General features: G+C 59.0%; 10 protein-coding genes. 3 read left to right on the forward strand and 7 right to left on the reverse strand.

All coding sequences use genetic code 11. The features are described 5' to 3' along the window. The 3 genes from glyS (at position 1) to LJD29_RS14595 (ending at position 4400) form a co-directional block, all read left to right on the forward strand. On the forward strand, positions 1-2064 hold the full coding sequence (glyS, locus tag LJD29_RS14585; RefSeq protein ID WP_446742276.1) for a glycine--tRNA ligase subunit beta: 2064 nt from the start codon (positions 1-3) through the stop codon (positions 2062-2064). 399 nt (positions 2065-2463) lie between these two features. Further along, positions 2464-2733, forward strand: coding sequence for a YtxH domain-containing protein (locus tag LJD29_RS14590; RefSeq protein WP_446742277.1), 270 nt, complete (start codon positions 2464-2466; stop codon positions 2731-2733). A 392-nt stretch (positions 2734-3125) separates the two neighbouring features. Beyond that, positions 3126-4400, forward strand: coding sequence for a hypothetical protein (locus tag LJD29_RS14595; RefSeq protein ID WP_446742278.1), 1275 nt, complete (start codon positions 3126-3128; stop codon positions 4398-4400). A gap of 69 nt (positions 4401-4469) precedes the next feature. On the opposite strand, the gene LJD29_RS14600 is transcribed toward LJD29_RS14595, so the two are convergent. The 7 genes from LJD29_RS14600 to LJD29_RS14630 form a co-directional block, all read right to left on the reverse strand. Beyond that, complete coding sequence (locus LJD29_RS14600) at positions 4470-6923, reverse strand: ATP-dependent Clp protease ATP-binding subunit (protein ID WP_446742279.1); 2454 nt, start codon at positions 6921-6923, stop codon at positions 4470-4472. A gap of 199 nt (positions 6924-7122) precedes the next feature. Next, positions 7123-7902, reverse strand: coding sequence for an ABC transporter ATP-binding protein (locus LJD29_RS14605; RefSeq protein ID WP_446742280.1), 780 nt, complete (start codon positions 7900-7902; stop codon positions 7123-7125). Between the two features lie 111 nt (positions 7903-8013). After that, complete coding sequence (locus LJD29_RS14610) at positions 8014-9285, reverse strand: zinc dependent phospholipase C family protein (protein ID WP_446742281.1); 1272 nt, start codon at positions 9283-9285, stop codon at positions 8014-8016. Beyond that, entirely contained in the window at positions 9278-10519 is a 1242-nt protein-coding gene (locus tag LJD29_RS14615) for an FtsX-like permease family protein (RefSeq protein WP_446742282.1), read from the reverse strand. Before LJD29_RS14615 ends, LJD29_RS14610 begins: the two co-directional genes overlap by 8 nt. A gap of 2 nt (positions 10520-10521) precedes the next feature. Continuing rightward, positions 10522-11241 (reverse strand): hypothetical protein, encoded by a 720-nt coding sequence (locus tag LJD29_RS14620; protein ID WP_446742283.1) that lies wholly within the window; start codon positions 11239-11241, stop codon positions 10522-10524. Further along, complete coding sequence (locus LJD29_RS14625; protein WP_446742284.1) at positions 11242-13413, reverse strand: fibronectin type III domain-containing protein; 2172 nt, start codon at positions 13411-13413, stop codon at positions 11242-11244. 37 nt (positions 13414-13450) lie between these two features. Continuing rightward, positions 13451-14461, reverse strand: coding sequence for an NAD(P)-dependent alcohol dehydrogenase (locus LJD29_RS14630; RefSeq protein ID WP_446742285.1), 1011 nt, complete (start codon positions 14459-14461; stop codon positions 13451-13453). Positions 14462-14505: the final 44 nt, after the last annotated feature.

Below are 14505 nucleotides of genomic sequence, written 5' to 3' on the forward strand. Positions count from 1 at the left end.
ATGAACTTTCTCCTTGAAGTAGGACTTGAAGAAATTCCCGCACGCATGATCGCCGCCGCACAGGCCGAGCTGGCGAAACGCGTCAAAGATCTGCTTGATCGCGAGCGCCTGCTCGCTGCCGATCATGACCTGCACAGCTACTCCACGCCACGCCGTATCGCGGTCCTCGTAACCAATGTCGAGGTAGCGCAATCCGATATCGAAGAACAACTTACGGGACCATCCTGGAGTGTCGCTTTCAAAAACGGAGAGCCGACTCCAGCCGCCCACGCTTTCGCGAAGCGCGCCGGAATCGATGTCGCAGCCCTGCAGAAGACCACCACCGGCAAGGGCGAGTACATCTCCGCGAAAGTGCTGCGCAAGGGCCGGACGACTTTGGAAATCCTGACTGAGCAGCTACCGAAAGAAATCGCTTCCATCTACTGGCCGAAGAACATGTACTGGCGCGCCGGGAAGCCCGAGCGCTTTGTTCGTCCAGTAAAGTGGCTCGTCGCCCTGCTCGATCACCAGATTGTTCCCGTCGAGTTCGCTGGCGTTCACGCCGCCAATCTGACCTACGGCCACCGGATCCTTCACGGCGATTCTGCACTCACCATTGAGCACGCTGCCGACTATCTCGGAGTGCTTGAAGCCGCCCACGTCACCGCCGATGTGGAGCTGCGCCGCCACCGCATCCGCAAAGATCTCGACGCCGCCACACGGGCCGTCCCCGGAGCGCGCTGGCGTGAAGATCATGCCCTGGTCGATGCTGTCACGCACCTGACCGAGTGGCCTTCGGTAATCCTGGGAGGATTTCAGCCCGAGTTTCTGGCGCTTCCCGAAGAAGTTCTGGTCACCGTCATGCGCGACCATCAGAAGTACTTCGCTGTCGAGGACGCCAGCGGAAAGCTCGCGCCATATTTCCTCGCTGTCCTGAACACCCGCCCTGACGAACGGGCAGCAGAGATTATCCGTCACGGAAACGAGCGCGTGCTTCGCGCCCGCTTCAATGACGCACGCTTCTTCTGGGATGTCGATCAGAAGATCCCTCTCATTGATCGAGTCGAGAAGCTGAAGTCCGTCACTTTCCAGAAGGACCTTGGCAGCTACTACGCCAAGACCGAAGCAAATCTGAAGATCGCCGAGTCCCTGGCCGCGCTTTCGCTCGAACGCGGAGCTTCGGTAGACCAGGCCGCTCTCGTCAAGGCCGCGGAACTGGCCAAGACCGACCTGACCGCGGAGCTGGTCAAGGAATTTACCGAGCTGCAGGGAATCGTCGGCGGTCTTTACGCACGCGCGCAGGGTCTCGGTGAAGCAGTAGCCGAGGCGATCTACTGGCAGTATTCTCCCGCCGGTATCGAGGACCCGATTCCTCCCACGACGGAAGGCCAGCTGCTCGGCCTCGCAGACCGCTTCCAGACCATCTCCGCCATGTTCGGCATCGGATTGGAGCCGACAGGTTCAAAAGACCCCTTCGGCTTGCGCCGCGCCGCCAACGGCATTGTGAAGATCCTGGCTGAGTCGAGCCTGCCGATTCGTCTCTCCGATCTGGGAGTAGCCGGAAACGATACGCTCTCGAACTTCTTCCGCGAACGTGTCGAGTTCTATCTTCGCGAGGTTAAGGGCTTCGCCTACGACGTAGTCAATGCCGTGCTGGCAGCCGGATACGACGATATCCGCGACGCCATTGCCCGCGCTGAAGCTGTCGCAGAGGTCCGCGCCTCCGCCGACTTCGCCGCCATCTCCGTGGCGTTCAAGCGTATTAAGAACATTCTGCGGCAATCTGCTGAAAAAGAATCGGTTAGCGTTAGCCAGGCGGCGTTGATCGACGCCGCTGAACGCAACCTGTTCGAACATGTCACCCGGCTCGACCCGGTGGTTTCCAGCTTCCGGCAGAAGGGCGAATACCCCGCTGCACTGGAGCAGGTCGCCACACTGCGTCCGCATGTCGACGCGTTCTTTGACAAGGTCATGGTTATGGCTGAGGACCCGGCAGTACGCCAGAATCGACTCGCTCTCATCGCGACTGTGCTCGGCAGCTTTTCATCGATCGCCGACTTTTCGGAGATCGTCACCGGCTCCTGATCGAGTACCGGAAATAGGAAAGGCCGCTTCATGGAGCGGCCTTTTTCTTTCAGCAACAGGCGTAGCTTCGGGGAATCGAACTTATGCGTCTTCTTCGCTGCTCTTGCGGCTGATAGAGGCAAGAGTGCTGGGTGCGAGGAGAATGGCGATAAAGATTGAGGCGATGATCAGATCATGCATGATGGCGATGAGCCCTTATCCGTTTCCGGTTGAAATGTCCTCTTACCTGACGCACTTAGGATCTCCTGAAGTTGTCCGCCTCTCCATAGCACTCCGGTATCGGATCGGGTCTAAAAGTGGAATCGCCGTTTCCCACTTTGGTAGCACGCACGGCAACCCCATCCACTGGATGGGCCTCTTACTGTGAAAGATTTTTGACGCTGACCGAGGAGCGCATTTATGAATACCATCAAGTTCTGGGCTGTTTTCACCGTCGGAGTTGCCGCAGGCGCAGCCGTCGCCCTGATTTATGCACCGCAGACCGGTGAAAAGACACGTCGCCAGCTTCGTCGCAGCTTTGAAGACGCAAGCGACTACATCAAAGACACCGCCGATACGCTTGGCGATCATGCTGAGAAGTATGTGAAGCGCGGCCGTGGGATCGTCGAAGACGCAGTGGAGACAGCTTCGAACGCAGTCACGGCGGCGAAGAAAGTCGTCCAGATCTAACTACGGCAACACGCGCATGCTCCGCGGGCCCGTCCGGCAAGGATGGGCCTTTTTCTTATATGCGTGAGGATCGCTTACCCAGCTTCACTTAGCGGTTTATCGATCCCGCTCAAATTGTTACTAGATAAAGGCTTAGTGGTTTCATTCAGGGTATTGAAGGCACTTTTCGATGCTCTAAGTAAGCGTGTGGTCTGGCGCCTTCGTGGCTGGAAACAAGCCCCTGTCCGAAACCCGTCCGGCAGCATTGGTTCTTCGCCACAGAAGCCGCTGATTCTTCGTAACTTATTGAGGCAACAAGATATTGACGCGCCCTCTGCATCACATTTCACCGAATGCACAGGGGTTTCGCTGCTAGCATAGGTGCCGGGCGCATAAGCCGAGGAATCGTCTCATTGGAATCGACAGAAAAACATCTGCCGTCGCTTGCGGCCTGTTACGGGCTTCTCGCATGCCTGTCTGTCGTCTCCCTTCTCTGTGTCCCGATACCGCCTTTTTCGGTAACCGATAGCAGTTTTCTCGCCAGCCTGACGGTCGCCGCCCAGGAAGTTCAGAAACAAGCGCACACTACCTGGATCGCGTTTGCCATTTTTGCGGTGGCCTGGGTCCTGTGTCTCGGCTGGGGCGTTTTTGAAATTCGCCGCAGCGGCATGGATCTCGACCGCAAGGATGGTACCTGGACCGCCGGAATGACACTTCTCGTCCTCACGGTCTCGGTCTTTTACGCGCTCGGGACGCAGGGTGAAATTGGACAGAACTTTCCCATAGCCGTGCCTGTTTCCGACGGTATCGGTGTGGCGTTCATTCTGATACTGCCGTGGCTGGTCTCGATGCGCATCGCGGGCAAGGAGCGGGAAGAGGCAAGGTGGGAAAGCGATAGCCGTCGCCGCCACGGTTTCGAGCCGTTCAGCGAGGAAAAATCGGCGGAGCGCCTGATCGAAGCTCTGACGAGTGCCAAGGTTGTTGCCGTCGATCCCCTGCCGGTGCATTCGGCGCAGAATCGGGCGCCGAACCAACCGGCCACGAAAGCCGCTGTTGCGGTCTCCGAAGCTCCTGTATCTGAGCCGGTTGACCAGCCGGTAGTGAAGACAGGCATCGCCTGGGCGATCAAAACCCCGGCTGAACCTGCAACGGCTCCCACAAGGACGGCTTCGGTAGCAGCCTCGTCTGCCGCAGCAGCCGCAGCAGTTCGTACGACGCCACAAGCGCCGGTCACAGTCTCACCGCCGGCCCCGGCCCCGGAGATTCCATCCGTAGCTCAGCCTCTCGTGAATGAGCCGGCTTCAAGCATAGTCAACGATCAGGAAAGGAAGTACATGGATCAACCGATTGAACGCACAGACGCTCCGGCAGTAACGCCCGCTGCCGCGGTGGCTTCTGTGAGCGAGGGCGCCGAGCTCTTCCGCGAAAACCTCAAGGTGCTGAACGAGAGCTGGGATGCCATCGAAAAAGCCGGCAAGGAACTGGAGCAGTGGTTCGACGCGCAGCGCAAAGCGGCAGTCGCTCACCTGGCAAGGCCGCCCCTCTCGCGTGTCGATAGCGATGAGTCTCCGCAGGCTTTTCTGAAAGAGAAGCTCGCTTCGGTCGACGCCGATTGGGCGAAGATTCGCCACGCGGCGCTCGAAATCTCGCGCTTGTTCGGCGATGTTCCGCCAGAGAAGACCTCCTAGGCGATCCATCGAGATGCAAAAAGAAAACCCCGCCTTGGCGGGGTTTTCTTTTGGGTTCAGACGCGAGATCTAGCTGTAGAGCAGGATCCCATCCGGCTTCTCGACGCCTTCCATGCCGATGGGCCGGTAGTACAGCTGGTTGTTTTCGAGATAGACCTCCAGGAAGGCCGGCCGCTCGCTGATGTTGCCGGCGATCAGGGCTTCCGAGAGCGGGTCTTCCACGTAGCGCTGCAGTGCGCGGCGCAGCGGACGCGCTCCGTAGCTGCGGTCGGTCATCGTCTTGTCGAGGATCCACTTCTTGGCGTCGTCCGTCACCGAAATGGTGATGGCCTTCTGCACCAGGTTGGCGTTCAGCTGCGCCAGCAGCAGCTCGACAATCTGGATGAGGTCGGCATCGGTCAGCGACTGGAAGAGGATGATCTCGTCGATACGGTTGAGGAACTCGGGGTTGAAGGTGCGCTTCACCTCGTTCTTCACCAGGTCTTCGATCTTCTCCATCACCATGTCTTCGCGGTCGCTCTGGAAGCCAAGACCCTGCTTCCGCTGCAAGTGCCGCGCGCCGATGTTCGAAGTCATCACGATGATCGTGTTCTTGAAGTCGACGGTGTTGCCGAGTCCGTCGGTCAACTGGCCGTCTTCAAAAACCTGCAGCAGGATGTTGAAGACATCCGGATGCGCCTTCTCGATTTCGTCGAGCAGGACAACAGAGTACGGCGAGCGCTTGACCCGTTCGGTCAGCTGTCCGCCTTCCTCGTAGCCCACGTATCCCGGAGGCGAACCGATCAGCTTCGAGACCGAATGCTTCTCCATGAACTCCGACATATCGAAGCGGATCAGCGATTTCTCCGAGCCGAAGAGGAATTGCGCCAGCGTACGAGCCATCTCCGTCTTGCCGACACCGGTTGGTCCCAGGAAGAGGAATGAGCCGATGGGGCGATGCGGAGACTTGAGACCGGCACGCGAGCGGCGGATCGCGCGAGCAAGCGCCGAGATGGCCTTGTCCTGCGAGATGACGCGCTTGTGCAGCTCTTCTTCGACGCGCAGCAGCTTCTGCGTCTCTTCTTCCTTGATCGACATGATGGGCACGCCGGTCCAACGGCTCACCACGTCTTCGATGTCTTCACGGCTGACAATGCCTGCCGTCGAGTCATCGAGGTGATACTTGTCACGCAGGGCGCGCAGGTTTTCGCGCTCCTTACGCTCTTCGTCGGAGTAGAAACGGGCTTTCTCGAACTCGTGGTTCGCAATGGCATTTTCCATGCGGTGCACGATGAACTTGATCCGCTTCTGAACCTCGGTGATCTCTTCGGGCAGGGAAGTCTGGCGCAGCTTGACGCGGGCGCCTGCTTCGTCGATCAGATCGATAGCCTTATCGGGCAGGAAGCGATCGGGGATGTAGCGGTTCGAATGCGAAACGGCGAATGCGATGGAGTCATCGGTATAGCTGACCGCATGGAACTTCTCATAGCGGTCCTTGATACCCATGATGATCTTGATCGCGTCTTCTTCGTTCGGCGGCGGAACCTTCACAGCCTGGAAGCGGCGCTCGAGTGAGCGGTCCTTCTCGATCGACTTGCGATATTCGCCCGGCGTGGTTGCGCCGATGCACTGAATCTCGCCGCGCGAAAGAGCAGGTTTCAGGATGTTGGCCGCATCGAGGGAACCCTCGGCCGATCCGGCGCCTACCAGCGTGTGCAGCTCATCGATGAAGACGATGGAGTTCTGATTCTCCATCAGTTCCTTCATGATGGTCTTGAGGCGCTCTTCGAACTGGCCGCGGTACTTGGTTCCGGCAACGATCAGCGACAGGTCGAGAGCGAGCACCCGCTTTTCAGCGAGGAAGCTCGGCACTTCACCGTCGGCAATGCGCTGCGCAAGGCCTTCTACGATAGCCGTCTTGCCGACGCCCGGCTCGCCGATCAGAACAGGATTGTTCTTGGTGCGGCGGCACAGGATCTGGACGACGCGCTCGACTTCCTGGTCGCGGCCCACCAGCGGATCGAGCTGGTTGTCCATGGCGGCCTGTGTCAGGTCGCGCGAGAACTCTGCCAGCAGGCTCGACTCGCGATTGCGCTGCTGCTGCGGAGCCTTTTCCTGCGTCGTGCGGGCCAGTTCTTCGCGAATGGCGACAAGCTTCAGGCCGCGCTCATGCAGAATCTCGGCTGCGAAGCACTTTTCTTCGCGCAGCAGGCCGAGAAGCAGATGTTCCGTACCGATGTGTTTGTGCGAGAGCCGCTCGGCTTCTTCAGCGGCATACGCGAGAACGCGCTTGCATTCATTCGAGAGCGGCAGGTCGACCGAGGTCGAAACCTTCTCCCGGATCGTGGTGTGTCCTTCAATCTGCTTGCGAATCGATTCAACCGAAGCGTGGGAACGAAGGAAGCGATTGGTCAAAACCTTGTCCTCCCGTAGGAGTCCAAGCAAAAGATGTTCCGTCTCGATGTACGGGGAGCCGAACTGGCTGGCCTCGTAACGCGCGAAGAAGATGACGCGACGTGCTTTTTCTGTATAGCGCTCGAACATGTTCCCCCTGCAAGGTGAAGGCCGTCTTCCAATCCCGGCGTAAACGCCAGGTACTCGAAACCAGCCAGTACCTTAGTCCCAATGCGCCGACCCGGACCAAAAAAGTAGCGGTCAAAGGTTAGGTTCGGCCTTCAGGCTGGGTGCGGTCGTCTGCAACCATCCCACGAAACGCCGGTCTCCCGGCAAATGCTTCCTCCGGTTACACCACCGGAGAAACGAACTCCTCAATCTCTTCCATGCGGCCCTTCTGCAGCCGCAAAACCCTGTCGCATCCAGCCGCCAGGGTCATATTGTGCGTCACGATAACAGACGTAAGCGAGTGGCTTTTGTGTAGCCGTTCGATTAATTCAAAAACTACGCCCGCGGTACGGCTGTCCAAATCCCCTGTAGGCTCATCGGCCAATAGCACTTTCGGTTCAGTGACCAGGGCGCGTGCCAGCGAAACCCGCTGCTGCTCGCCGCCCGACAGCTCTCCCGCGCGATGGGTGGCGCGATCCGCCAGTTCCACCTCGTTCAGCCAGTCTTTTGCCTTCTGTATCGCCTGCTTATGGCCCTCGCCGCGCGCGAGCAGCGGCATGGCCACATTTTCGGCAGCGGTGAACTCCGGCAGCAGGTAGTGAAACTGCCAGACATAGCCGACTTCGCGATTGCGAAAGGCAGCGGCGTCCCTGGTGGAAAGACTCTTCAAGTGAATTGAGGCGCAGTATACGTCACCCGCTGATGGGGTATCAAGAGCACCAAGGAGATGAAGGAGGGTACTCTTTCCCGCTCCTGATTCGCCTACGATGGCGAGCATTTCTCCAGTGGCCACTGTGAAGCTCAGGCCGTCGAAGAGCACCAGTTTTCCCCGGCCGGTCGTGTATTCCTTACGCAGATTGCTGACTTCGAGGACGTTGGAGCGCACGCTTGCCGCTGGTCCGCCATATACGGCAGGAGAAGATGCGCTGGGCGCGCTCGGCGTGGGTGAAAGATGCTCCATATCTATGCCTATCATCTTTTGACCCGGATGGGAAAAAAAGGATGCAACGCCGCTTTCGGCGTCACAAAAACCTGTGCAAAACTCGGTACGGAACTTATTTAGATGCAGAACTTAAGGAATTTGCGCGACGACCGGCATGGTCTTGATCTGGGATAGCTCGCGCTGCACTTTCTGCCAGGCCCCAGGGTTCTTCCGGGTGACGATCGGGGCATCGGGATCGGCATAGTACGCGAGCACATCGTTTTTCAGCTGCTCCGGCAGCGGATTTTCTGTTTTTGAAAGCCGGTCTAGCAGTTTGGCGTAGGTCTGGTCGGTCAGCGGATACCCACCCGGCCGAACCCTTGCACCCGTATCGAGATCCCGGTTCTCTATCTGCAGACTCGCGCTGTGCTGGTTTGTTGAAGCCGACCTGGCCTGATCTAACAGCTGCTCATATCGAGCCAGCGTTTGATTGACGCTGTCGAAATACATTTGTTCCGTCTGCTCGTTTGGTCCGCGAATGGCCAGGTCGGATGCAGCACCGATCTTCGGCACGATGACGATCAGGAAGGCCAGCACGTGAGTACGGATGCCGGGCTTCTTGCGGTACTGCTCCCAGCCGTTTGAGAAATCTGCCTGCGACACCCGCTGTGCATAGGCATCGAACGCTGGCGTGCTCACGTCCTGCGGAAAGCTCTTTCGATGGAGAAGCACCTCGGCATAGGCGAAGGCAGGAAGAAATCCGCGCACGGACCAGCGATAGCTGGAAATGGCAGCCCGCTCCTTTCCTATGATCTTGTTCGCGTGGAGTCCGTAGGTTTCGTAGAAAGCCTGATCCAGCAGCCGCGCCGATACCCGCAGGCCAACGTGACGGAGATAAGCTGACGGAGCCAGCCGGTGCTTGCTGAGCTGGTCGATGTCGAAGGCGAATTCTGTGCGCACGTGCCCGTGCGGGCTGTCGTCATACGTGACGATTGGTCCGTACTTTGCCGCCAGGTTGGGGAACGCGATCGCGGTGGAAGGATTAACCGCGTCATGATGACCGAAGTTGTCTCCGACATAGTGCGAGAGAGCTCCGAGAGCGAAAGCCAGCTCGTCTACATTGCGTGCGTCGCGGATCAGCGCAGAGACAAAGTCTCCGGTGCGAACGTAATGTGTCAGATCGCTGAAGAACGCCTTGCCGAAAGGGTAATAACCTGCATCCTGGATTGCGCAGCCGCCATAGGCGTACGAGTGGGCTCTTAGCAGCTCGGCCTCTGTCGTATTCGGAAAGCGGCTCAGCAGAACCGGGCGGATCGAATCCTTCCAGGCAAGATCGATGATCTGTTCGTGCGTCAGTACAGAATATGCGTGTGCAAGTGGAACAAGAACAAGCAGGATCAGTACGGCGGCGATCTTATTCATAGCGCAATGCCTCGGCAGGCAGGACCTTCGCCGCGGCGCTCGAAGGATAGAGCGTTGCCAGCAGCGACACGCCAAGCGAAACTAGCGTGACCATGATGCCATCCATTACCGTGGGCGCAAAAGGCAGATAGTCGATCGAATAGACCTCCGCCGAAAGGTGCAGCGGATAACGTGCGCCAAGGAATGTCAGCAGGTACCCCAGCGCGAGGCCAAGCACCGTGCCGATCACGCTGATGAGCACGCCCTGCAGCAGGAAGATGCGCCGGATCTGCCCCGCGCTTACACCCATGGACATGAGCACGGCGATGTCTTTGGTCTTTTCCATCACCATCATGATGAGCGCAATGAGAATATTCAGGGCGGCCACGCAGACGATCAGGCCAATCACGATGAAGGTGCCAACCTGTTCAAGGCGAAGAGCGCGGAAGAGCGTCCGGTTCTGCTCCATCCAGTTGGTGGTCAGGAATCCCGGCCCTGCCTGGCCTTCGATGGCCTTGCCTACGCGGTCCGCATGGTAGAGGTCATCGACATTGAATGAGATGACGGAGACGAGGTCCGGCTCGCCAAAGAGCGTTTGCGCATCCTTCAGACGGATGAATCCGTAACCCGAATCGTACTGATAGAAACCAGAATGGAAGATGCCGACAACGCGGAAGCGTCGATATTTCGGCATAAGTCCGTAGGGTGTAAGCTCGCCCTGCGGGCTGATCACGTTTACTGTCGAGCCGACCTTCGCATCGATGGTGTCAGCAAGATCGGATCCGATAACCACTGGAGGCGTTGCTGCCTCTGCCGAATCGTCTGAGTCCTCGGAGAGCGCGGCCGCAGAGCCGGAGACAAGCTTTGTCAGCAGATCGCTTACCGTCCGCTCTTCACTGGGGACAATACCTTTCAGCATCGCGCCGCCGGAAAGTGCGCCGCGCGATACCAGCACGGGATCGTACAGCGCTGCTGCCGCTGCCGTAACGTGTGGAGTGTGCCGCAGCTTCTCTGTGAGTGCCCGCCAATCCTTGATGCCGTCGTTCTGTACCCTCATCAGTTGCACATGGGCGGTAGAGTTTACGAGGCTGTTTTGCAGATCGAGCCGCATTCCATTGGTGATGGCGAGGGCAACGATCAGCGAAGCCACGCCTACGGTCACGCCCACGATCGAAATAATCGTGATGACGCCCACCACTGCCTGGCGGCGCTTGGCTCGTAGATAGCGGGCTGCGACGAAGAGCTCAAAGCGCACGGTCAGGGCCTCGCGCTCTCGAGAGAAATGCGGTGCGGCGCAAACTCGCCCGGCTTGTACATCTGCAAGCTTTCTTTTGTGTCGAACAGAGTCGGGGCGCCGTTCACAACGCGATAGTCTGAGACGCGAAAGTGCTGCTCGCACTCTTCGCACTTGCCATCCTCTTTGCCGCTCCAAACGCGTAGCTGCACGGGATCGCGGGGAAAAATCTGCAGGCGTCCTCCGCCGACAACCGGCAGCTGTGCAAGCTTGTACTCGCCATGGTCCAGCGTGACGAGGAAGTAGAGTACCGCGCTGGCATCGCTGCAGCAGGCCGAAAAGCCAAGCGCGACGCGAGGCTGTTCGTTCGCGCAGAATTCGTTAACGAAGACACTGAATGCAGGCTTGTCCGCCGGCCCGATGTCCCTGGCAAATTTCTTCCAGTTTGCTACGCCCAACAGCGACTGGCGCAGAACAACTTTGCCGCCGCGTACGAAGAGAAATCCCCCGTCCTGCGGATCTTCCTTGGGTCGTGCGCCCGCCGGTACGTAGGCGACGAATTCATCACGGTTTGAAAGCGTGACGGCGTAACGCACCTCTGCTCCGGCAGGCAGCAGCTGAGCGAATTGCTTCGCATCGTGTACCGGAGCGGCTGTCTTCCACAGTGATTCCCACGAATGGCTCACGCACTGCGCCAGCAGCGAAGGAGCGAAGAGCAGTGCCGCCAGCAAACGAATACGCATTTAGTGCACCACGCTTTTCGCCGCAACAGAATTCTCATCGCGGTCGAAGACACGTACCGTAATCACATGCTCGTTGCCTTCGGCGTTCGCGGGATTCAGAGCGGCATCGAAGTCGAACTGCTCGCTGAGAGAATCGGAGATCTGACCTACCGGCTCCATGTACTGCCATGGCCCGGCATCGACCGAGTACTCGGCGTGTGAGATCGGCGTGGCGACATCGGTTGCGGTGAAGTTCACATGAATCTTCCCGCCAACAAGCTTTGCTACTAAGTTCGAGACCGAGGGAGGAGTGGTGTCGATCGCGAAACGGCTGCTGACCTTCTCTCCGGTCATCGCCTCGCCGGCGTTATGCGACGCGGCATCCGTCGCGACCACCTTCAGCCGGTAAGGGCCGTCGGGAAGCAGAGACGCATTGAAAGTGAGATAGCGGTCTGCGATGTTTTTCTTCAGCAGTTGCCAGTTATGTTCGCCCTCGCCGCGATAGTAGACGGCAAAACGCAGATCGTCGCCATTGTCGTCATGGGCAAGCCAGCGCAGGGTGACAGCGTTCTTGTCCTTGATTGCTGCGAGCGGCTCGCGCCCCGGCTCGGCGTTGAAGCTGACGACACCGCTGTTCTGGTTGGGGAAGTTGATGACGACCGGCTGCGGATAAGGCTGCTGCTGTGCTGCTGCGTTCACACGCGCTCCCGGTTCGACAACGACCTCATCCACCACCGGCGCGACATTGACCGGCAGGTAATTCAGGCCGACGGATGAGACATCCGCACCGGCATGCAGCTCCGCCTTCCACTGTACAAAGCGAGCCGGTTCGAGGCCGAGCGGGCCGACATTCGGTGTCACCTTCTTCCAGTCGCTCCATGCGCGTTCCGGATTTTCTACGTTCCCTGCGCGTGCATAAAATTCGAAGGACTGACCGGCGCTTTCGACTTCCGCGCGTCCCCACTTTGCGAACACTCCCGCGTCAAACACGTCGCTGGTGTATGTGCCCTTCGGTGCATCACCATGCGTCATGGTGTAGAGCTTGCCGGAGTTTGCCGTGGCCACGTACAGCGCGTTCGGTGAGTCAGCGAAGCCCGTCGCCTGCGAGGACTCGAGGTGCGCGATATCGGCATACCCGCCGCTCTCATCAATCCGATAGACGCGTCCGCGATTGCCGGTAGCGGCGAGCAATCCCTGTGGTGTCCAGTGCAGCGCGTAGACGATATCGTCCTTGTCGTTCCAGAGCTTGCGCGGAGCGCCGTTCGGGGCGATCTCGTAAATCTCCGAGCCGTCCGGTATGAGCGTGTTGTTGTTGAAGGCTTGCACTGAGCCCGGCTGCACAATCGTAATCGTAGCGGTTACAGTTGCAATGCCTTGCGCAGGCAGGGGAGGCAGCGTGTTCCGGCCTTTTTCTCCGACCGTCGAAATATAGATCGATCCGTTTGCACCGAGCGCCAGCGCCGTGACCTCCGGCTTGGGCGCATCGTAGATGACGTATCCTCTGCCGTTTTTATCGATGCGATAGACCAGCCCGCTGCCATCGGAGCCGGCGATGAGGTTGCCCTGCGCGTCGAAGGCCAGCGCGCGAATATGCTGCTCGTCGCTCTTGAAAAACAGCTCCGGCTTCTGGCCGGCAGAGACGCGATAGATGCCGGCCGGACCGCCGGCGGCAATGTAGAGCCTCCCTTGCGAGTCAAAAGCCATATCCCAGACATATTTCGGCTTTTCGGCTGTCGTGGCCGGATCGAAGACGACCGTGGCATTCTCTTCGTTCAGCTCTTTTGCATCGGGAGAAAGCTTGTACACCTTCCCCGACGGAAGTGTCGCCGCATAGACCGAACCATCCGGCCCGACGCGAACCGTCTGTACGGTTAAGTCTTTGCTGGTGAAGAGCGTAGTTGCCTTGCCTTCGGGAGTTACGCGCTCAACGGTTGCCGGCGTTCCCGTCGCCAGGTAGGCGTTACCCGCCTTGTCGGCGGCAATCGACCATACATAGGTCGCCGGCGAGGAGTAGAGCATACGGTTGCCGGGGCCGGCAGCCAGGTGCCCGTCGCTGGTGATCGACACGCCTTCCGGCCTGCCGTGCTCCAGTTCTTCAAACGTGGACTGCGTCCACAGACGGGTGCCCTGCCCGTGCGCAACGCTGAGGCCTAAAAACAGAAAGCAGAGAAGAGGTGCGGAACGGCGCATCATGCTGAGGATGAGTCTACTGGAAAGCCGCTCCTGCCTGTTAGCCGTTCTCCACCACCGCGCGGTATCGCACCTGGTTCGTCCGGATACGTTTCAGTGCCTGGTTCGCCTCAGCCATACGGAATCGCTCGATGCGCGCACTGATTCCGTGGTGTGCCGAGAAGGTCAGCATTTCGCGGATCTTCGCCGGGCTGCCGAAGTTGCTGCCCGCAACCTGGCGGGCAGGGGAAACCAGGCTGATCGCGGCGATGCTCAGCGGCTTGGTGGGGGCGCCGGCAAAGCAAAGCGTGCCATGCGGACGAAGCGCCTGGATGTAAGAGCCCCATTCCTGGTCGCCTGCCGCGGTGGAAAGAATCAGGTCGAAAGCTCCTGCAAGCTTGGTGATGGACTTTGACTCACGTGAGTTTACAAAGTGATGCGCACCAAAGGCATGAGCGTCCGCCTCTTTGTCGGCGGAGGTGGAAAAAGCCGTTACCTCGGCCCCGAGTGCGCGTGCGAACTGCAGCGCCAGGTGCCCCAGCGCACCGATGCCTACCACTCCGACCCTTGTTTTTGAGCCCACGTTGAAGGCACGCATCGAAGCATAGGCCGTAACACCGGCAGCAAGCAGCGGTGTCGCCGTATCGCTTTCAAGGCTCACGGGGATTGGAAACGCGAAGCGCGAGTGGATGCGGACGCGATCCGCCAACCCGCCATTGCGATGTACGCAGGTGAATGTCGCCGAGGCGCAGAAATTCTCCTCGCCTTTAAGGCACCATTCGCATTCACCGCAGCTGCCAGCCTGCCAGCCGATACCGACTCGATCACCGACGGCGAAATTCTTCACCTTCGCGCCGACAGCGGAAACCGTGCCGATGATCTCGTGTCCGGGAATAAATGGATACTGGCTGATGTTCCCGTCGTTATCGATGAGGGTCGCATCGCGACGTCCCAGCGCACAGTGGGTTACATCCACTTCAATTTCGTTCTCGTGCAGATCGCCCGGGTCGAACTTGTAAGGCAGTGGTTCCGCCCCGGCCGCGTGCACGGCGTAGCCTTTGATGATTGCCATCTCGTTTATCCGCGTTCTTTCGTCGCCTGGAGGGAATCTTCTCG

This window comes from Silvibacterium acidisoli, assembly GCA_022870745.1.
Classification (GTDB): domain Bacteria; phylum Acidobacteriota; class Terriglobia; order Terriglobales; family Acidobacteriaceae; genus Silvibacterium.

Bases quoted from the DNA above. Each gene is read 5' to 3' on its own strand.
- glyS (WP_446742276.1), top strand. From the start codon at position 1: ATGAACTTTCTCCTTGAAGTAGGACTTGAAGAAATTCCCGCACGCATG.
- LJD29_RS14590 (WP_446742277.1), top strand. From the start codon at position 2,464: ATGAATACCATCAAGTTCTGGGCTGTTTTCACCGTCGGAGTTGCCGCA.
- LJD29_RS14600 (WP_446742279.1), bottom strand. From the start codon at position 6,923: ATGTTCGAGCGCTATACAGAAAAAGCACGTCGCGTCATCTTCTTCGCG.
- LJD29_RS14605 (WP_446742280.1), bottom strand. From the start codon at position 7,902: ATGGAGCATCTTTCACCCACGCCGAGCGCGCCCAGCGCATCTTCTCCT.
- LJD29_RS14610 (WP_446742281.1), bottom strand. From the start codon at position 9,285: ATGAATAAGATCGCCGCCGTACTGATCCTGCTTGTTCTTGTTCCACTT.
- LJD29_RS14620 (WP_446742283.1), bottom strand. From the start codon at position 11,241: ATGCGTATTCGTTTGCTGGCGGCACTGCTCTTCGCTCCTTCGCTGCTG.
- LJD29_RS14625 (WP_446742284.1), bottom strand. From the start codon at position 13,413: ATGATGCGCCGTTCCGCACCTCTTCTCTGCTTTCTGTTTTTAGGCCTC.
- LJD29_RS14630 (WP_446742285.1), bottom strand. From the start codon at position 14,461: ATGGCAATCATCAAAGGCTACGCCGTGCACGCGGCCGGGGCGGAACCA.